This is a genomic window from Micromonospora mirobrigensis, from assembly GCF_900091555.1.
GTDB lineage: Bacteria > Actinomycetota > Actinomycetes > Mycobacteriales > Micromonosporaceae > Micromonospora > Micromonospora mirobrigensis.
In genome coordinates, this window is the sequence record NZ_FMCX01000001.1 from 721811 (window position 1) to 740430 (window position 18620).

The 18620-nt window shown below is 74.1% G+C and carries 15 protein-coding genes; 9 read left to right on the forward strand and 6 right to left on the reverse strand.

All coding sequences use genetic code 11. From position 1 onward, the window contains the following. The first annotated feature begins 25 nt into the window (after positions 1 to 25). Positions 26 to 1777 carry an acetyl/propionyl/methylcrotonyl-CoA carboxylase subunit alpha gene (locus tag GA0070564_RS03415; protein WP_091602282.1) on the forward strand — a complete coding sequence of 584 codons (1752 nt, stop codon included), beginning with the start codon at positions 26 to 28 and terminating at the stop codon, positions 1775 to 1777. A gap of 138 nt (positions 1778 to 1915) precedes the next feature. Next, the gene (locus tag GA0070564_RS03420; RefSeq protein ID WP_091602285.1) at positions 1916 to 3355 is read left to right on the forward strand and encodes a GuaB1 family IMP dehydrogenase-related protein; all 1440 of its coding nucleotides are present in this window, start codon (positions 1916 to 1918) and stop codon (positions 3353 to 3355) included. Positions 3356 to 3487: 132 nt separating this feature from the next. On the opposite strand, the gene GA0070564_RS03425 is transcribed toward GA0070564_RS03420, so the two are convergent. Further along, entirely contained in the window at positions 3488 to 5098 is a 1611-nt protein-coding gene (locus GA0070564_RS03425) for a DHA2 family efflux MFS transporter permease subunit (RefSeq protein ID WP_091602288.1), read from the reverse strand. Between the two features lie 57 nt (positions 5099 to 5155). Here GA0070564_RS03425 and GA0070564_RS03430 point away from each other — a divergent pair, with 57 nt between their 5' ends. From GA0070564_RS03430 to GA0070564_RS03445, 4 genes are all read left to right on the forward strand, one after another. Next, positions 5156 to 5704 carry a MarR family winged helix-turn-helix transcriptional regulator gene (locus GA0070564_RS03430; RefSeq protein ID WP_091602291.1) on the forward strand — a complete coding sequence of 183 codons (549 nt, stop codon included), beginning with the start codon at positions 5156 to 5158 and terminating at the stop codon, positions 5702 to 5704. 62 nt (positions 5705 to 5766) lie between these two features. Then, positions 5767 to 6288, forward strand: coding sequence for a MarR family winged helix-turn-helix transcriptional regulator (locus GA0070564_RS03435; protein ID WP_091604478.1), 522 nt, complete (start codon positions 5767 to 5769; stop codon positions 6286 to 6288). Further along, positions 6282 to 8015 carry an ABC transporter ATP-binding protein gene (locus GA0070564_RS03440; RefSeq protein ID WP_091602294.1) on the forward strand — a complete coding sequence of 578 codons (1734 nt, stop codon included), beginning with the start codon at positions 6282 to 6284 and terminating at the stop codon, positions 8013 to 8015. The genes GA0070564_RS03435 and GA0070564_RS03440 overlap by 7 nt, the downstream gene beginning before the upstream one ends. Positions 8016 to 8354: 339 nt before the next feature. Further along, positions 8355 to 10268, forward strand: a complete 1914-nt coding sequence (locus GA0070564_RS03445; protein ID WP_091604480.1) for an ABC transporter ATP-binding protein — start codon at positions 8355 to 8357, stop codon at positions 10266 to 10268. On the opposite strand, the gene thrS is transcribed toward GA0070564_RS03445, so the two are convergent. Next, the gene (gene thrS / locus GA0070564_RS03450) at positions 10265 to 11491 is read right to left on the reverse strand and encodes a threonine--tRNA ligase (protein WP_281182065.1); all 1227 of its coding nucleotides are present in this window, start codon (positions 11489 to 11491) and stop codon (positions 10265 to 10267) included. The genes GA0070564_RS03445 and thrS overlap by 4 nt on opposite strands. Before the next feature lie 490 nt (positions 11492 to 11981). Between thrS and GA0070564_RS03455 the strand changes: the two genes are divergently transcribed. Next, positions 11982 to 12590 carry a DedA family protein gene (locus GA0070564_RS03455; RefSeq protein ID WP_091602301.1) on the forward strand — a complete coding sequence of 203 codons (609 nt, stop codon included), beginning with the start codon at positions 11982 to 11984 and terminating at the stop codon, positions 12588 to 12590. 265 nt (positions 12591 to 12855) lie between these two features. Continuing rightward, positions 12856 to 13689, forward strand: a complete 834-nt coding sequence (locus GA0070564_RS03460; RefSeq protein WP_091604502.1) for an SDR family oxidoreductase — start codon at positions 12856 to 12858, stop codon at positions 13687 to 13689. 21 nt (positions 13690 to 13710) lie between these two features. Here GA0070564_RS03460 and GA0070564_RS03465 read toward each other — a convergent pair whose 3' ends face one another. Next, complete coding sequence (locus tag GA0070564_RS03465; protein ID WP_091602304.1) at positions 13711 to 15114, reverse strand: NAD(P)H-quinone dehydrogenase; 1404 nt, start codon at positions 15112 to 15114, stop codon at positions 13711 to 13713. Between the two features lie 106 nt (positions 15115 to 15220). Here GA0070564_RS03465 and GA0070564_RS03470 point away from each other — a divergent pair, with 106 nt between their 5' ends. Then, complete coding sequence (locus GA0070564_RS03470) at positions 15221 to 15676, forward strand: gamma-glutamylcyclotransferase (protein ID WP_091602307.1); 456 nt, start codon at positions 15221 to 15223, stop codon at positions 15674 to 15676. Positions 15677 to 15748: 72 nt separating this feature from the next. Here the strand turns inward: GA0070564_RS03470 and GA0070564_RS03475 are convergent, their stop codons facing one another. From GA0070564_RS03475 to GA0070564_RS03485, 3 genes are read right to left on the reverse strand one after another with little or no spacing between them, the layout of a single operon-like run. Continuing rightward, entirely contained in the window at positions 15749 to 16699 is a 951-nt protein-coding gene (locus tag GA0070564_RS03475; RefSeq protein WP_091602309.1) for a GNAT family N-acetyltransferase, read from the reverse strand. 59 nt (positions 16700 to 16758) lie between these two features. Continuing rightward, entirely contained in the window at positions 16759 to 17511 is a 753-nt protein-coding gene (locus GA0070564_RS03480; RefSeq protein ID WP_091604505.1) for an SCO6745 family protein, read from the reverse strand. Between the two features lie 34 nt (positions 17512 to 17545). Next, the gene (locus GA0070564_RS03485; RefSeq protein WP_091602311.1) at positions 17546 to 18619 is read right to left on the reverse strand and encodes a hypothetical protein; all 1074 of its coding nucleotides are present in this window, start codon (positions 18617 to 18619) and stop codon (positions 17546 to 17548) included. Position 18620 lies beyond the last annotated feature (1 nt).

Below are 18620 nucleotides of genomic sequence, written 5' to 3' on the forward strand. Positions count from 1 at the left end.
TCGACCCCCGGGGAGGAGCACCAAGGTGCGCAAGGTACTCATCGCCAACCGCGGCGAGATCGCCGTCCGCGTCATCCGTGCCTGTCGCGACGCCGGCCTGGCCAGCGTCGCCGTGTACGCGGACTCCGACCGGGACGCCCTGCACGCCACCCTCGCCGACGAGGCGTACGCCCTCGGCGGCGACACCGCGGCGGACAGCTACCTGCGGATCGACAAGCTGATCGACGTCGCCGCGAAGGCGGGCGCCGACGCGGTCCACCCCGGCTACGGCTTCCTCTCCGAGAACGCCGACTTCGCCCAGGCCGTCATCGACGCCGGGCTGACCTGGATCGGCCCCACCCCGCAGGCGATCCGCGACCTGGGCGACAAGGTGACCGCCCGGCACATCGCCCAGCGCGCCGGCGCCCCCCTGGTCCCCGGCACCCCGGACCCGGTCGGCGGCGCCGACGAGGTGATCGCCTTCGCCGTGGACCACGGCCTGCCGGTCGCGATCAAGGCGGCCTTCGGCGGCGGCGGACGCGGCCTCAAGGTGGCCCGCACCATGGAGGAGATCCCGCACCTGTTCGAGTCGGCCACCCGCGAGGCGGTCGCCGCGTTCGGCCGGGGCGAGTGCTTCGTCGAGCGCTACCTGGACAAGCCCCGCCACGTCGAGGCGCAGGTCCTCGCCGACCAGCACGGCAACGTGATCGTGGTCGGCACCCGGGACTGCTCCTTGCAGCGCCGCCACCAGAAGCTGGTCGAGGAGGCCCCCGCACCGTTCCTCACCGACGCCCAGCGCGCCCAGATCCACGACAGCGCCAAGGCGATCTGCCGGGAGGCCGGCTACCACGGCGCCGGCACCGTCGAATACCTGGTCGGCGCGGACGGCACCATCTCCTTCCTGGAGGTCAACACCCGGCTCCAGGTCGAGCACCCGGTCACCGAGGAGACCGCCGGCATCGACCTGGTCCGCGAGCAGTTCCGGATCGCCGACGGCGACAAGCTGCGGATCACCGAGGACCCGACGCCACGCGGGCACGCCATCGAGTTCCGGATCAACGGCGAGGACCCGGGCCGCAACTTCCTGCCCGCCCCGGGCACGGTCACCGCGCTGCGGCTGCCCAGCGGCCCCGGCGTCCGGGTGGACACCGGCATCTCGGCCGGCGACGTGATCGGCGGCAACTTCGACTCGCTGCTGGCCAAGGTGATCATCGTCGGCGAGACGCGTACCGAGGCCCTGGAGCGGGCCCGCCGCGCCCTGGACGAGATGGTCGTCGACGGGATGGCCACCGCGCTGCCCTTCCACCGCCTGGTGGTCCGGGACGAGGCGTTCACCGCCGAGCCGTTCACCGTGCACACCCGGTGGATCGAGACCGAGTTCGACAACACCGTCCCGGCCTTCACCGCCACCCCCGGCGCCGCCGAGGGCCCGGCCGAGCGCGAGACCGTCGTGGTCGAGGTCGGCGGCAAGCGCCTCGAGGTCACCCTTCCCGCCGGCCTCGCCGCGGGTACGACCACCGCCGCGCCCGCCGCGAAGAAGCCGGCCCGTCGGGGTGGCGGCGCCAAGGCCGGCGCCGCCGTCAGCGGGGACGCGCTCGCCTCGCCCATGCAGGGCACGATCGTCAAGATCGCCGTGGCGGACGGGGACACCGTCGCCGAGGGTGACCTGGTGGTGGTCCTGGAGGCGATGAAGATGGAGCAGCCGCTGCACGCCCACAAGGCCGGCACGGTGAGCAGCCTCTCCGCCGAGGTCGGCGCCACCATCGGCGCCGGCGCCGCCATCTGCACCATCGCCTGAGGTGCAAGCAGGGGCCCCTTCTTAACGCTTCCGGTAGAGCAGGGGCCCCCTCTTAACACCGGCCGTCGAGCCCGGCGTCGGGGTGGTTTGGGCCACCAGCGGCGGCGGGGCGACCGGCGAGCAGGGATGATGGGGCCCGTGCGGTTCCTTCATGGCGCGGTTCCCGCGCACGACCTGACCTACAACGACGTCTTCATGGCGCCGGCCCGCTCCGAGGTGGGCTCGCGGCTGGACGTCGACCTCTCCACCGGCGACGGCACCGGCACCACCATCCCGCTGGTGGTGTCGAACATGACGGCGGTCGCCGGCCGGCGGATGGCGGAGACGGTCGCCCGGCGGGGCGCCGTCGCGGTCATCCCCCAGGACATCCCGATCGAGGTGGTGGCGAACGTCGTCGCCTGGGTCAAGCAGCGGCACCTGGTGCACGACACGGCGATCACCCTCGGCCCCACCGACACCGTCGGCGACGCCATCCACCTGCTGCCGAAGCGCTCGCACGGCGCGGTCATCGTGGTCGACGCCGACGGCCGGCCGATGGGCGTGGTCACCGAGGCGGACACCGTGGGGGTGGACCGCTTCGCCCAGCTGCGGCACGTGATGTCGACCGAGCTGCACACCGTGCCGGCGGACGCCGACCCGCGTACCGGCTTCGACCGGCTCTCCGCGGGCCGGCGCCGGCTCGCCCCGGTGGTCGACGCCGACGGGCGGCTGGTCGGGGTGCTGACCCGGCAGGGCGCGCTGCGGGCCACCCTCTACAAGCCGGCGGTCGACGACCGGGGCCGGCTGCGGATCGCCGCCGCGGTGGGCATCAACGGCGACGTGACCGGCAAGGCCGCCGCCCTGCTCGAGGCGGGGGTGGACACGCTGGTCGTGGACACCGCGCACGGTCACCAGGAGCGGATGATCGCGGCGTTGCGGGCGGTCCGCAAGCTCGACCCGGGCGTGCCGGTGGCGGCCGGCAACGTGGTGACCGCCGACGGCGTACGCGACCTGGTGGAGGCGGGCGCCGACATCGTCAAGGTCGGCGTCGGGCCGGGCGCCATGTGCACCACCCGGATGATGACCGGCGTGGGCCGGCCGCAGTTCTCCGCGGTGCTCGACTGCTCGGCGGCGGCGCGCGCGCTGGGCCGGCACGTCTGGGCCGACGGTGGCGTCCGGCACCCGCGGGACGTGGCGCTGGCGCTGGCCGCCGGCGCGTCGAACGTGATGATCGGTTCGTGGTTCGCCGGCACCTACGAGTCCCCCGGTGACCTCTTCACCGACGCGGACGGCCGGCGGTACAAGGAGAGCTTCGGCATGGCGTCGTCCCGGGCGGTCAGCGCGCGTACGGCCGAGGACAGCGCCTTCGAGCGGGCCCGCAAGGCGATGTTCGAGGAGGGCATCTCCTCGGCGCGGATGTACCTGGACCCGAGCCGTCCCGGTGTGGAGGACCTGATCGACGAGATCATCTCCGGGGTGCGCAGCGCCTTCACCTACGCCGGCGCCCGCAACCTGGACGAGTTCCACGAGCGTGCCCTGGTCGGCGTGCAGTCCACCACCGGTTACACCGAGGGCATGCCGATCCCGACCAGTTGGTGAGCCGCCGGTCGCGCCTCGTCCCCGTCGGCCAGGCGGCCGCCTCGGCCGTCGCCTTCGGCGACTGACCGCTCGCCGCTGGATTGTTAAGAGGGGCCCCCTGCCATACCGCAGGCGTTAACAGGGGGCCCTTCCTTACACCTGGGCGGGTTCGGCGGGGGCGTCGGTCGGGTCGGGGGTGGTCGCGGGCAGGCGCAGGCAGGCGAGCAGGCCGACCAGGAGGAAGCCGGCCGCGGCGAAGGCGGCGTACCGGGTGGCGTCGGAGAAGGCGACCTTCGCCTCCTCGGCGATCGGGGCGGTACGCGGATCGGCGGCCAGCCCGCCGATCGCCGCCCCGGCACTCTCCTTGACCGCGGCCACCACCTGCTCCCGCTGGGCGGGCGCGAGGCCGGGCTGGTCGGCGAGGCGGTCGGTGAGGATGCCGCCGAGGCCGGCGAAGAGGACGGTACCGAGCACCGCGATGCCGAGGGCGGAGCCGACCTGCCGGGCGGTGCTCTGGAGGCCGGAGCCCTGGCCGCTCTGCCGGACCGGCACCTCGGCGAGGGAGACGCCGGTGAGCTGCGCGGTGGCCAGGCCGACGCCCATGCCGTACACGAAGAGGAAGCCCAGCGGCGCCCACCAGCTGGTGTCCGGCGAGACGACCAGGCCGAGGCCGGCGACGCCGACCAGTTCGGCGGCGACGCCGAGCTGCACGGCCCGGGCGGCGCCGCGCCTGCGGGTGAGCGCGGCGCCGAGCCCGCTGGCCACGAAGCTCCCGACGGCCAGCGGCAGCAGGGCCAGGCCGGTGTCGAAGGCGCTGTAGCCGAGGACGTTCTGGTACCACAGCGGCAGCGCGAAGAGCAGGCCGAACTCGCCGAGGCTGACGATGGCGGCGGCCAGGATGCCGTTGCGGAACGAGGCGATGCCGAACAGCGACAGGTCGAGCAGGGCGGGCCGGCCGGAGCGGTTGCGCCGCAGCTGCTGGGCGAGGAAGAGGCCGAGCACCGCCAGACCGACGATGCCGGCGACCGGGACCGGCGAGAGGGCGGCGGTCCAGTCCCACCCGAAGAGGTTGAACGGGCGTTCCCGCTGCCACCAGCCGTAGGTGCGGCCCTCGATCAGCGCGAAGACCACCCCGGTCATGCCGATCACCGAGAGCAGCGCGCCGAGCAGGTCGACCCGGCGTTCGGCCCGGTCGTCGCGGGACTCGGCGACCAGGGCCAGGGTGGTGACCACGACGGCGAGGCCGACCGGGATGTTGATGCCGAAGGCCCAGCGCCACGAGTACGTGGTGGTGAGCCAGCCGCCGAGCAGCGGGCCGAGGGCGGCGGCGCCGCCGATGGTGGAGCCCCAGACGGCGAAGGCGATGCCCTTCTCCCGGCCGGTGAAGTTGGCGTTGAGCAGGGAGAGCGAGGTGGGCAGCATCATCGCCCCGCCGATGCCCTGCACCACCCGGGCGGCGATCAGCGCCTCGCCGGAACCGGCGACCGCGGCGAGCACGCTGGCCGCGACGAAGACGGCGACGCCGGTGACGAACATCCGCCGCCGCCCGGACCGGTCGGCCAGCCGGCCGGCCACCAGCAGCAGCGCCGCGAAGACCAGGGTGTACGCCTCCTGCACCCACTGCGCGTCGGTGGACGTGATGTCCAGGTCGCGGATGATCTGCGGTACGGCGACGTTGACGATCGTGGCATCCACGATGATCATCGCCACGCCGAGGCTGATGGCGAACAGCCCCCACCAGCGTCCGCGCCCGTCGCTGCGCATCACTGCCTCCTCATTTTAGCTAGATTTTCTAGCTACCTGGGATGCTAGCTTTTACCCATGGACGGGGTCTCGTCAACCGGAGGGCCGGACGACGTCGCGCCCGCGCCCGCCGGAGCGGCGGCGAGCACCGGGCACACCAGCAGCGAGGCGGCCCGGGCGCTGCGCGAGGTGCTGCGGGCGGCCGGCGACACCCGGGGGGCGCTGGCCCGCCGGCTGGGCATCGGCGCCACCGACGCGGCGGCCATCGACCACCTGATCTCCTCGCCGGTGCCGCTTGGCCCGGTCGAACTGGGCAACCGGCTCGGCATCCGCTCGGCCTCGGCGACCACCCTGGTCGACCGGCTGGTCCAGGCCGGGCACGTGGAACGCCGGCCGCACCCCAGCGACCGGCGGCGGCTCTCCCTCCAGGCCACCGGGCACGCCTACGACGAGGTGCTGGCCGCGCTGCGGCCGATGCTGACCGGGGTGGAGGCGGCGGTCGCCCGACTCACCCCGGAGCAGGCGGCGGCGACCACCCGGTTCCTCCTGGAGGTCGCCGAGGTGATGCGCGAGTACGTCGCCACCGCGCCGGACGAGCCCCGCACCGGCGGCCGCCCGATCCCCTGAGGGTGCCGCGTCGAAATTAGTTTGGGCCCTCATGGTTCGGGGGCTAACGTGATGGCGTGCAGATGGAACCCCTGGTCCGCTTCCCCGACGTGCTCCGCCACGCGCCCCTGGGCCGGCTGCTCGCCGTCGCCAGCCATCTGGTCGACCAACACTGGGGCCGCTACCTGGCCGAGCACCACGGGCTGACCTCCGCCGGGATGCGGGTGCTGCTGATCCTGGCCCGGGCCGGCGACAGCACCCACCGCGACGTCGCCGAGCACTGCTTCGTCCGGCCCGCGACCCTCACCGGGATCGTCGACACCCTGGAGCGGGACGGGTTCGTCGAGCGCCGCCGGGACGCCGCCGACCGGCGCAGCGTGCTGCTCACCCTGACCGCGAAGGGCCAGGAACAGGCCGACGCCCTGCTCGACCTGATCCACCGGGACCCGCCGCTCACCTCCGTCGACGCCGACCCGGCGAAGAAGGCGGTGATCCGGGAGTTCCTGACCGAATTGATCGTGACCATGTCCGACGGGGAGGGCAACCGGTTGAACCCACCGATCGAGGAATCCGACGAGCCGACACCCGGAGGCCGGCCGTGCTGATCCGTCTGCTCCGCAGTGGCCTGCGGCCGTACCGGGGGCCGCTGGCCGCGGTGGTGCTGTTCCAGTTCGTCGGCACCATGGCCTCGCTCTACCTGCCGAGCCTGAACGCCGACATCATCGACAAGGGCGTGGCCCGCGGCGACACCGACTACATCATGCGTACCGGCGGGTGGATGCTGCTGGTCAGCCTGGTGCAGATCGCCTGCTCGGTGGTGGCGGTCTATCTCGGGGCGCGGACCGCGATGGCCTTCGGCCGGGACACCCGGGCCGCGATCTTCACCCGGGTCAACAGCTTCTCGGCGCGCGAGGTCAACCGGTTCGGCGCGCCCTCGCTGATCACCCGCAACACCAACGACGTGCAGCAGGTCCAGATGCTGGTGCTGATGAGCTGCACCATGCTGGTCGCCGCGCCGATCATGAGCGTCGGCGGGGTGGTGATGGCGCTGCGCGAGGACATCGGCCTGTCCTGGCTGATGCTGGTCAGCGTGCCGGTGCTGGCGATCGCGCTGGGCCTGGTCACCCGGCGGATGGTGCCGGGCTTCCGGCTCATGCAGACCCGCATCGACACCGTCAACCGGGTGCTGCGCGAGCAGATCAGCGGCATCCGGGTGATCCGCGCGTTCGTCCGCGAGCCGTACGAGACGGAACGCTTCGGCCGGGCGAACGCCGACCTGACCGCGACCGCGCTGCGGGTCGGCCGGCTCCAGGCGCTGATCTTCCCGATCATCATGCTGGTCCTCAACGTCACCAGCGTCGCGGTGCTCTGGTTCGGCGCCCAGCGGGTCGACGCCGGCCAGATCCAGATCGGCGCGCTCACCGCCTTCGTGCAGTACCTGATCCAGATCCTGATGGCCGTCATGATGGCCACCTTCATGCTGATGATGGTGCCCCGGGCGGCGGTCTGCTCGGAGCGGATCGTCGAGGTGCTGGAGACCGAGTCCTCGGTGGTCCCCGCCGCCGACCCGGTCATCTCGGTGACCGGCCGCGCCGAGCTGGAGCTGCGCCGGGTCGCCTTCCAGTACCCCGGGGCCAGCGCGCCGGTGCTGCACGACATCTCCTTCCGGGCCGGCCCCGGCCGGACCACCGCCGTCATCGGCTCCACCGGCGCCGGCAAGACCACCCTGCTCACCCTGATCCCCCGCCTGGTCGACCCGACCGCCGGCGCGGTCCTGGTCGACGGGGTAGACGTCCGGCTGCTGGAACCGGACGAGGTGTGGCGCCGGATCGGGCTGGTGCCGCAGCGGCCGTACCTGTTCACCGGCACGGTCGCCAGCAACCTGCGGTACGGCAACCCGGACGCCACCGACGAGGAGCTCTGGGCGGCGCTGGAGATCGCCCAGGCCCGGGAGTTCGTGGCCGAGATGCCCGGCGGGCTGGACGCCCCGATCGCGCAGGGCGGCACGAACGTCTCCGGCGGCCAGCGGCAGCGGCTCGCCATCGCCCGGGCGCTGGTCCGCAAGCCGGAGATCTACCTCTTCGACGACTCGTTCTCGGCGCTGGACCTCGCCACCGACGCCCGGCTGCGGGCGGCGCTGCGACCGGTCACCGCCGACGCGACGGTGGTGATCGTGGCCCAGCGGGTCTCCACGATCGTCGACGCCGACCAGATCATCGTGCTGGAGGACGGCGGCGTGGTCGGCGTCGGCCGACACGGCCAGCTGCTGGAGACCTGCCCGACGTACGCCGAGATCGTGGCGTCCCAGCAGACGGCGGAGGTTGCCGCGTGAGCGCGAGGAGTGAGCCGGTCCTGCGAGCCCCGCAGTCGCGAACGAAGGGAGGCACCGCGTGAGCGCGAGGAGTGAGCCGGTCCTGCGAGCCCCGCAGTCGCGAACGAAGGGAGGCACCGCGTGAGCGCGAGGAGTGAGCCGAACGAGCCGGGGGCGCGGGCCCCGCAGTCGCGGACCGGCGGGGGCGGCGCCGGCGCGAGGAAGGACCCCGGTTGGTGGGGTGCCCCGCCGGCGGGAAAGGGCGGCGGCGGAGCCGGCGTACCCGAGCAGAAGGCGGCCGGCGACCCGCGGACGCCGAAGCGGCTGCCCCCGGGCGGGCAGCGCGGCGGCCCGCCGTGGATGGGCGCCGCCATGCCGGCGGAGAAGTCGATGAACTTCGGGCCGTCCGCCCGGCGGCTGCTGGGCCGGCTGCGACCGCACCGGTTGCAGCTGGTCACGATCATCACGCTCGGGGTGTCCAGCGTCGCGGCCGCCGTGGTCGGACCGAAGATCCTCGGCCGCGCCACCGACATCATCTTCACCGGCGTGATCGGGCACCAACTGCCCGCCGGCAGCACCCTCGACCAGGCCGTCGCCGGTGCCCGGGCAGCCGGCAACGACAACCTCGCCGACATGCTGGCCCGAATGGACGTGGTCCCCGGCGTCGGCATCGACTTCGACGCGCTGGGCCGGGTGCTGCTGCTGGCGCTCGGCCTCTACCTGGCGGCCAGCCTGCTCTCCTGGTGGCAGGGCTGGCTGCTCAACGGGGTGGTGCAGCGGACCGTGCTGCGGCTGCGCGCCGACGTGGAGGACAAGCTCAACCGGCTGCCACTGCCGTACTTCGACCGGCAGCCCCGCGGTGAGCTGCTCAGCCGGGTCACCAACGACATCGACAACATCTCGCAGACCCTGTCGCAGACGCTCAGCCAGCTGCTCACCTCGGTGCTGACCGTGGTCGGTGTGCTGGCGATGATGTTCTGGATCTCGCCGGTGCTCGCCCTGGTCGCGCTGGTCGCGGTGCCGCTGTCGGTGATCGTCACCCGGCTGATCGCCAAGCGGTCGCAGCGCCGGTTCATCGCCCAGTGGCGGCACACCGGCGAGTTGAACGGGCAGATCGAGGAGGCGTACACCGGGCACGAGCTGGTCAAGGTCTTCGGCCGGCAGCGGGAGGTCGAGGCGGCGTTCGCCGCCAAGAACGAGGAGTTGTTCCAGGCCAGCTTCGGCGCCCAGTTCATCTCCGGGATCATCATGCCGGCGATGATGTTCGTCGGGAACCTCAGCTACGTGGCGATCGCCGTGGTCGGTGGGCTGCGGGTGGCCTCCGGGACGATGAGCCTCGGCGACGTGCAGGCGTTCATCCAGTACTCGCGGCAGTTCACCCAGCCGCTCACCCAGGTCGCCTCGATGGCGAACCTGCTCCAGTCCGGGGTGGCCTCCGCCGAACGGGTCTTCGCGGTGCTCGACGCCGAGGAGCAGACCCCGGACCGGGTGGCCTCCGCCCGGGTCGACGGGCGGGTCGAGTTCGAACACGTCTCCTTCCGGTACAAGCCGGACAAGCCGCTGATCGACGACCTGTCGCTGGTCGCCGAGCCGGGGCACACGGTGGCGATCGTCGGCCCGACCGGCGCCGGCAAGACCACCCTGGTCAACCTGATCATGCGCTTCTACGAGCTGGACGCCGGCCGGATCACCCTGGACCGGCAGGACATCAGCACGATGACCCGCACCGAGCTGCGCGGGCGGATCGGCATGGTCCTCCAGGACACCTGGCTCTTCGGCGGCACCATCCGGGACAACATCGCCTACGGCCGACCGGGCGCCGGCGAGGAGGAGATCCTCGCCGCCGCCCGGGCGACCTTCGTGGACCGCTTCGTCCGCAGCCTGCCCGACGGGTACGACACCGTGATCAACGAGGAGGGCAGCAACGTCAGCGCCGGCGAGAAGCAGCTGATCACCATCGCCCGGGCGTTCCTGGCCGAGCCGTCGCTGCTGATCCTGGACGAGGCGACCAGCTCGGTGGACACCCGGACCGAGGTGCTGCTCCAGCGGGCGATGGCGGCGCTGCGCTCGGACCGGACCAGCTTCGTCATCGCCCACCGGCTCTCCACCATCCGCGACGCCGACCTGATCCTGATGATGGAGCACGGCCGGATCGTCGAGCAGGGCACCCACGAGGAGTTGCTGGCCGCAGGCGGCGCCTACCACGACCTCTACCACTCCCAGTTCACCGCCGCCGCCTCCGTCGACGCGGAGCCGGAACCGGCGGCGCGCTAGGGCAGGAGGGCGGCGGAATGAGTGGCGACCAGCCGGTCGAACAGGGCCAGGACCTCGGAGGCCGGCATCGGGGGCAGGGACCGGCCGTCGCGCAGGCGCAGGGCGACCGCGCCGGCGGCGGCCTCCCGGGCGCCGATCACCCCGGCGTACGGGACCCGGCGGCGGGACGCGTCCCGCACCCGGGCGCCCAACGAACCGGCGTGGTCGACCTCGACCCGCAGGCCGGCGTCCAAGGCCCGGCGGGCCAGCGCCTGCGCCGCCTCCGCCTGGCCGTCGTCGACCGGGAGGAGCACCAGCTGCACCGGGGCGTACCAGACCGGGAAGGCGCCCTCGTGCACCTCGATCAGGTACGCGAAGAGCCGTTCCATGCTGCCGACCAGGCTCCGGTGCACCATCACCGGCCGTTGCCGGCTCCCGTCGGCCGCGGTGTACGACAGGTCGAACCGCTCCGGCTTGTCGAAGTCGAGCTGGACGGTGGAGATGGTCGACTCCCGGCCGGCCGCGTCGACCACCTGGATGTCGATCTTCGGGCCGTAGAACGCCGCCTCGCCGGGCGCCGCCACGAAGTCGACCCCGTCGAGCGCGGCGCGGAGCAGCTCCTCGGCCCGCGCCCACTGGGCGTCGTCGCCGACGTACTTCTCCCCCGGCCCGCGCAGCGACAGCCGGAACCCGGCCGGTCGTACGCCGAGCGCCGCGTGCGCCTCGCCGATCAGCCGGAGGATCTCGCGGACCTCGTCGCCCACCTGGTCCAGGGCGCAGAAGTTGTGCGCGTCGTTGAGCGAGATGGCCCGTACCCGGGACAACCCGCCCAGCACGCCGGAGCGCTCCGCCCGGTACATCCCGCCCAGCTCGGCGATCCGCAGCGGCAGTTCGCGGTAGGAACGGCCCCGGGCCCGGAAGACCAGCGCGTGGTGCGGGCAGAGCGCCGGCCGGAGCACGAACTCGTCGTCGGCGCTCAGCCGCATCGGCGGGAACATGTCCGCTTCGAAGTAGCCGAGGTGACCGGAGAGCTCGAACAGCTCCCGTTTGCCCAGCGGCGGCGAGTACACGTGCCGGTAGCCGCTGCGCCGCTCCAGGTCGCGGACGTACTCCTCGACGGCGTGCCGGGCGGCGGCGCCGGCCGGCAGCCAGATCGGCAGTCCGGCACCGGCGAGGGGGTCGGAGACGAACAGCTCCAGCTCCCGGCCGAGCCTGCGGTGGTCGATCATGTCGCTCTCCTTGATCGGGTACGACCCGGAGGCGAGCTGGCCCGGAACGCGACGAGGCCCCGGGGCGGTTCGCCCCGGGGCCTCGTCGACGGTTACGTCAGTGCGGCGCGCCGGGGATTCCCGGCGTCGTGGTCACCATCGCGCTGCACATGCCGCCACCGTAGGCGCGGCGGCGCCGGCCGTGCGACGGATTTCGGAGAGCTGGGTGCGGGTCGCCGGCACGGGACCTGCCGGCGACCCGCGGCGGCCACGTCGTCAGGAACGGGGGACCCGACGTGCGTGGGCCGCGCGATTCACCACGGTACGCGCACGGACGCCGATCCGCCGCCCGCTCCCGGCACGCGTCGGCATGTCACCACCCGTCACCCCGCACCGACCGGCGTCGTTGTCATCTGGGCCCGGGGTCGTGTCCGTGGTCACCGCCGGCCGGGCCCGTCGAGCGTGACGGCGGACACGGGAGCAGGCTCGGCACGTTCGATTGGCCGGATCCGGCGAGGTGGCAGTCGTGCCCGAACTACTCACTGACGTCGCGTCACCGGCGTGGGCCTACCTGCTGCTCATGGGCCTGCTCGTGGTGGACGCCTTCGTGCCGATCGTGCCCACCCAGGTCGTGATGATCACCGGCGGCGCGCTCACCGTCTACGGCGGGCTGAGCCTCCCCACCACCATCGCGGTCGGCACGCTCGGCGTCTTCGTCGGCGACCTGGCCTGCTACCAGCTCGGCCGGGTGGCGCCGGACCGCCGGCCGCCCCGGCACGCCGAGCCGAACCGGGCCCGCCGGGTCGCCAAGCGGGTCACCCGAGGCCTGCGCCGACCCGGGCCGCTGGTGATCCTGCTCTGCCGCTTCGTGCCGGGCGGCCGGATGGCGGCCTGCTTCTCAGCCGGCCGCAGCCGCTACCCGTACCGGCTGTTCGTGCTCTACGAGCTGACCGCGGCCGTCGGCTGGGCGACCTACGGCGCGCTGGTCGGGCACCTGGGCGGCACCGCGCTGACCGAGTCGGCGTGGCGGCTGGCGCTGATCGCGACGGCCGCGGCGGCCGGGTTCGCGGCGGCCGGCTGGGCGATGACGGTGATCGCCGCCCGCAACGCCCCCACCGAGGTCACCGCCGACTGAGCCTCGGGCGGGCTTCCTGCGCTTCGCAAACCCAGGGAACCGGTGGGCGTCGTGCGGGCGTCCTTTCGACCTGATGGCGCAAACGACTCGCGGCGCGGGCTGAGTCATCCGCGCCATCAGGTCGACAGCGTCCTGTGGCACGCACCGAACGCCAGCGGCACGACCTGCCCGGTCGCGCGGCCGGGCTGTTGACCTCAACCGCGCTTCAGCTCCTAGCGTCGGTGTCGGACGGGGCGGCCGGCGCTCCGACGTGATGGAGGCGCAGATGATCCTGGTGACGGGGGCGACCGGCACGGTGGGCCGCGAGGTGGTGTCGCTGCTGGCGGCACGGGGCGAGCGGGTACGCGCGGTGACCCGCAAGCCGGAGGCCGCCGAGCTGCCGGCCGGGGTGGAGGTGGTCGCCACCGACCTGGCCGACCCGGCCTCGCTGGCGCCACACCTGGCCGGGGTGGCGGCGGTCTTCCTGATCTGGCCGTTCACCGACCCGGCCGTGGCCCGCACGCACGCGCCGGAGGTCGCCCGGCTGGCCGCCGAGCGGGGCGCCCGGGTGGTCTACCTCTCGGCACCGGGGGCCGACCAGCCGGACACCTTCTGGGGGATCGTGGAACGGGCCGTCGAGGCGTCCGGGGCGTCGTGGACGTTCCTGCGGCCGGTGGGCTTCGCCGCGAACACCCTGATGTGGGCCGAGCAGATCCGGGCCGGCGACGTGGTGCGCTGGCCGTACGCCGCCGCGGCCCGGTCGCTGGTGCACGAGCGGGATCTCGCCGAGGTGGCCGTCGCGGCGTTGACCACGGACCGCCACCTCGGCGACCGGCTGCTGATCAGCGGGCCGGAGACCCTCACCCAGGAGGAACAGGTGCACACCATCGGCCGGGTGATCGGCCGGGAGCTGCGGTGGGCGGAGCAGCCGCTCGACGAGGCTCGACGGATGTTGACGGCGGCGTTCGGCGATCCCGCCTTCGCCGACGCCGCGCTGGCCGGGTGGGCCGCCTTCGTCGACCGACCGGAGGCGGTCACCGACACCGTCGAGCGGGTCACCGGCCACCCCGCCCGCCCGTACGCCGATTGGGTCGCCGACCACGCCGACGACTTCCGCTGACCGCCGCCGGGGCCGGCCCGCCTACTCCAGCTCGTGCAGCATCAGCTGGCGGGCGGCCTCGGTGATCGACCCGGACAGCGACGGGTAGATGGTGATCGTCTGGGCCAGCTCGTTGACGGTGAGGTTGTTCTCCACCGCCATGGTGATCGGCAGGATCAGCTCGCTGGCCTTGGGGGCCACCACCACGCCACCGATGACCTGGCCGCTGGCGGGCCGGCAGAAGAGCTTGACGAAGCCGTCGGCCAGGTCGTCCATCTTCGCCCGGGCGTTGCCGGACAGCGGCAGCATCACCTGCCGGGCGGGCACCTTGCCGGCGGCCACCTCGTCGTGCGAGACGCCCACCGTGGCCAGCTCCGGGTCGGTGAAGACGTTCGCCGCGACGGTACGCAGCCGCAACGGCCGGACCGCCTCGCCCAGCGCGTGCCACATGGCGATCCGGCCCTGCATGGCGGCGACGCTGGCCAGCGGCAGCACGCCGGTGCAGTCGCCGGCGGCGTAGACGCCCGGCACGTTGGTCCGTGACACCCGGTCGACCTGGACGTAGCCGCCCCGGGCCAGCTCGACGCCGTACTCGGAGAGCCCCAGGCCGGCGGTGTTCGGGATGGAGCCGACCGCGATCAGCGCGTGCGAGCCGGCGACCACCCGGCCGTCGGAGAGCTCGACCTCGACGCCGTCGTCGGTGCGGCGGACCGCGTCGGCGCGCGAGTTGTTGAGGATGCTCATGCCCCGGTTGCGGAAGACCCGCTCGATCGCCATCGCGGCGTCGGCGTCCTCGTGCGGCATCACCCGGTCCCGGCTGGAGACCAGGGTGACCTGGACCCCCATCGCCAGGTAGGCGCTGGCGAACTCGGCGCCGGTCACGCCGGAGCCGACCACGATCAGGTGCTCGGGGAGCTCGGGCAGGTCGTACACCTGGCGCCAGGTGAGGATGCGCTCGCCGTCGGGCACGGCGGTGGGAAGCTGGCGCGGGGTCGCGCCGGTGGCGATCAGCACGGTCGAGGCGGCGATGGAGTATTCCTCGCCACCACCGGTCGGGGTGACCAGCACCCGGTGGGTGTGACCGAGGGTGTCCTCGCCGAGCCGGGCGCTGCCGGCCACGAAGCTGACCCCGGCCTTGACCAGCTTGTCGTGGATGTCGGCGGACTGGGCCAGCGCCAACCGCTTGACCCGCCCGTGCACGGCCCGGGCGTCGACGGTGACCGCCTCCAGCCCGTCGGAGTGCACGCCGAACTCCTCGGTGTCCCGGTAGCCGGTGACCACCTGCGAGCTGGCGATGAAGGTCTTGGACGGCACACAGTCGGAGAGCACGCAGGCCCCACCGGCCCCTTCGGCCTCCACGACGGTGACATCAGCGTCCAGCTGGGCGGCGACCAGGGCCGCCTCGTACCCGGCCGGCCCCCCGCCGATGATCACGATCTGGCTCACAGGGCCATCCTTTCGTCCGCGCTCACAGTGACTTTCTTCTCCCGAACGTGTCCGACACGCACCGTCGTATTCTCCCCCACCCGTCCGCCGGGCTATCGTCATCGCCGTGCGTCATTACGCCGCCTACGGCTCAAACCTCGATCCCGCCCGGATGCGCGCCTACTGCCCGCACTCGCCGATGGTGGGCACCGGCTGGCTGGAGGGCTGGCGGCTCACCTTCGCGGGCGAGGACGTCATCGGCTGGGAGGGCTCGGTCAGCACCGTCGTCGAGTCCCCGGGCGACCGGGTCTTCGTGGCGCTCTACGACATCCACCCGTACGACGCCGCCCAGCTCGACGAGATCGAGGGCGTGACCGCCGGGACGTACCGCAAGATCACCGTCCGCGTCTCGACGCTCGACGGGGACGTGACGGCCTGGGTGTACGTCTTCGACGGGTACGAGGGCGGGCTGCCCACCGCGTGGTATCTGTCGGAGATCGCGAACGCCGCGCAGAAGGCGGGCGCGCCGGACGACTACGTCACCGAGCTGCGGTCCCGCCCCACCGGCACCGCGACGACGTAGCGCGTATCCCACCCGACCAGTCTGCTCCGCCGCCCCGGCCGGCCGGCCGCCGACCCCCGGTGGCGTCGCGCATCACACACCGGCCGGCACGACCAGCTCGTACATGTCGACCGCCAGGGTCTCCCGCAGCCCCACCGAGCGGTAGAGCGACAGCGCGGCGGTCGGGTTGGCCAGGTCCACGCCGAGGCCGGCGGTGGCCCGCCCCTTGGCCGCGTACGCGGCGAAGGCGTGCCCGAGCAGCGCGGCGCCCACTCCGCGACGCCGCTGCCCGGGCAGCACGGCCAGGTTCTTGACCCAGCCCTCGTTGCGGTCGGCGCCCTGGTCGGAGGAGCGCAGGACGCCAGCCGGCTCGCCGTCCACCTCGGCGACGAACCACTCCTCCCAGGCCGGGGCCGGCTCGATCCGGTCCCGCCAGGTGGTGAAGTCGCGGGGGTCGTGGTCGAGCGTGTCGGCGAAGGCGGTCTGGTAGATCCGGTGGAAGGTGCGCAGCTCGGCCTCGTCGGCCGGGCGGACCGGCCGGACCCGCACGCCGGGCGGGGTGGCGGGCGGGTCGGCGGGCAGCGGTCGGCTCATCCGCACGTACCGCTTGGCGAAGCCGAAGCCGGCGTCGCGCAGGACCTCCCGCCACCGCTGCTCCGGCGGGTAGGCGGCGCAGCGGACGGTGAGCGACGGCAGCCCGCGCTCGGCGGCCCGCTCGGCGACCCGGGCCAGCTGCCGGTGCAGCAGCGGCCCGCGCAGCTGCTGGCCGCGCTCCGGGTCCACGTACACCTCGACGAACTCCCGCCCCACGCCGGTCGGGTTGTCCATGGTCGCCCAGGCCACCACGGTGCCGTCGGGGTCCAGGCCGAGCCAGCAGTCCGCCGCCGGGTCGGTGTGCGGCGCGGTCAGGGAGCCCACCACGTCCTCGGCGGAGAAGTCCGGGAACCCGATCGCGTACGTGTCGGCGGCGTGCACCACCGCCAGGATCGCCGGCACGTCGTCCAGGGTGGGGCGGCGGGCGGTCCAGCCGGCGGGGAGCGTCACGGCCGTGATCCTGACAGCCGCACGCGTCTCGCGCCGCCGATTTTCCGCCCCCGGCCCGGTCAACCGGCCGGGCCGGGGCGACGCAGCTGTCCCCGGATGGTGGTCAGCAGTTCCAGCAGCTCGACCCGCTCGCCCGGGCCCAGCGACCGGAACGCGGCCGAGGTCAGCCGGTCGGTCACCGCCTCCGCCCAGAGCCGGCGCCGGACCAGCGGCCCCACCGGCGGGTACGGCGGCGGCCAGCCGCAGGCCGCGGCCCCGGCCGCCCCCTCCGGACCGGCCAGTACCGCCTCCACCGGGCTCATCCCCCCGGCCCGCACCGCCAGCAGGTACGCCCCGGCGAAGTGCTCGCGCAGCAGCAGCAGACCCACGGCCGCCCGGGCCCCCGGCCCGTCCTCGGGCACCGGCATGGCCCGCCACGCGGCGAACAGCGGCATCCCGGTCGCGTCGGCGGCCCCGACGACCCGGTGCAGCAGCTCGGCCAGCCGGGCCACCCCCGGCAGCGGACCGAGCTGCTGCCCACCCCAGCGGCAGCACTCCGCCAGGTTCGCCGCCGCCACCTCGATCGGCCGCACCGTACGCGCCGCCGCGTCCCAGCCGTCGGCCACCGCGTCGGGGGCGATGAAGCCGAGCGCGGCGGCCACCGTCTCGGCCCGCACGTCGCCGAGCGCCCCCGCCCGGCCGGTGACGTAGAAGGCCCACCCGGAGATGCCGAGCAGCCGGGCCCGGCGCAGCGTGCCCGGGCAGCGGCTGAACACGTCACCGAGCTCCAGCACGGTCGGCTTGCTGGCGGCGGCGACCTGCTCCGGCGTCACCCGGCCGCCCACCCACGGAATGCATTCATCGTGATCAGTCTGCCCGGTCGGCGCGGTCGCCGTCAGTCCCCTCTTCGGCCGCCAGCTCCTCCAGGGCGCCCTCCACCTCACCGGCGCGCCGGCGGGCCGCCGCGACGCCGCGTTCGGCGCCCCGGCGGGCCAGCTTCGCCCGGCTCAGCTCCTGCTCGGCGGCGGCCCGCCGGCGTTCCAGCTCGGCCAGCTCCGCCTCGATGTCGGCAAGCGCCTCGGCGCTCTCCCGTTCGGTGGTGGTCGCGTCGGTCAGCTCGTCGCCCGCCCGGTCGAGGGCGGTACGCGCCTTCGCCAGCTCGCGCTCCAGCGCCCGGCGCTGCCGGGCCCGTTCGGCGCGTTCCGCCGCAGCGGCGCGTTCGGCCCGCGCCGCCTCCCGCTCGGCCCGCGCCGCCGCCTCCCGCTCGGCCCGGGTGCCGCGACCAGCCGCCTCCCGATCGGCCCGGGTGCTGCCGCCCACCGCCTCCCGATCCGCCCGGGTGCCGCCGCCCGCGCCGGCACCGGTGCCGCGTTCCGGGACGGCCTGCCCGGCCCGGGTGCCTCCGTCGACGGCCGGCTCCTCCTCCTCGCCGCCGGTGACCAGCCGCAGCTGGGGGCGGGGCACCTCGCCGAAGCCGGCGTAGCTGGCCGCCCGGAGCAGCCGCCCGGAGCGGACCTGCTCGGCGACGTCGGCGTCGGAGAGCGCCGCGTTCAACGTCGCCTCCACCTCCGCCAGCGGCAGCTTCCCGGCCGGGGCGCCCTCGGCGGCGGCCAGTTTGCGCACCTCGGCGACGAGGGCGGCGACCACCGCCCGGCGCTGGCCGGAGAGCTCCCGCAGCCGTGGGCCGCGCAGCTCCCGTTGCGCCGAGCGCAGCGCGCCGGAGAGTTCCACCAGGTCGGCCACCAGCTCCGGCCGGCGCAGCGCCAGCAGGTTGACCAGCCAGGCCGCCACGGTGGGGCGGCGCAGCCCGGCGATCTGCCGGGCGGCCGCCCGGTCACCGGCCCGGCGGGCCTCGGCGACGGCCTCGTCCCGGGCGGCGACGAACCGGTCGGGCGGCAGGCCGTAGAGGCGTTCGACCAGCTCGCGGGGCGGGCCGGGCATC

Bases quoted from the DNA above. Each gene is read 5' to 3' on its own strand.
- GA0070564_RS03425 (WP_091602288.1), bottom strand. From the start codon at position 5,098: ATGCGCAGCGACGGGCGCGGACGCTGGTGGGGGCTGTTCGCCATCAGC.
- GA0070564_RS03445 (WP_091604480.1), top strand. From the start codon at position 8,355: ATGGGCGCCGCCATGCCGGCGGAGAAGTCGATGAACTTCGGGCCGTCC.
- GA0070564_RS03460 (WP_091604502.1), top strand. From the start codon at position 12,856: ATGATCCTGGTGACGGGGGCGACCGGCACGGTGGGCCGCGAGGTGGTG.
- GA0070564_RS03435 (WP_091604478.1), top strand. From the start codon at position 5,767: ATGGAACCCCTGGTCCGCTTCCCCGACGTGCTCCGCCACGCGCCCCTG.
- GA0070564_RS03430 (WP_091602291.1), top strand. From the start codon at position 5,156: ATGGACGGGGTCTCGTCAACCGGAGGGCCGGACGACGTCGCGCCCGCG.
- GA0070564_RS03485 (WP_091602311.1), bottom strand. From the start codon at position 18,619: ATGCCCGGCCCGCCCCGCGAGCTGGTCGAACGCCTCTACGGCCTGCCG.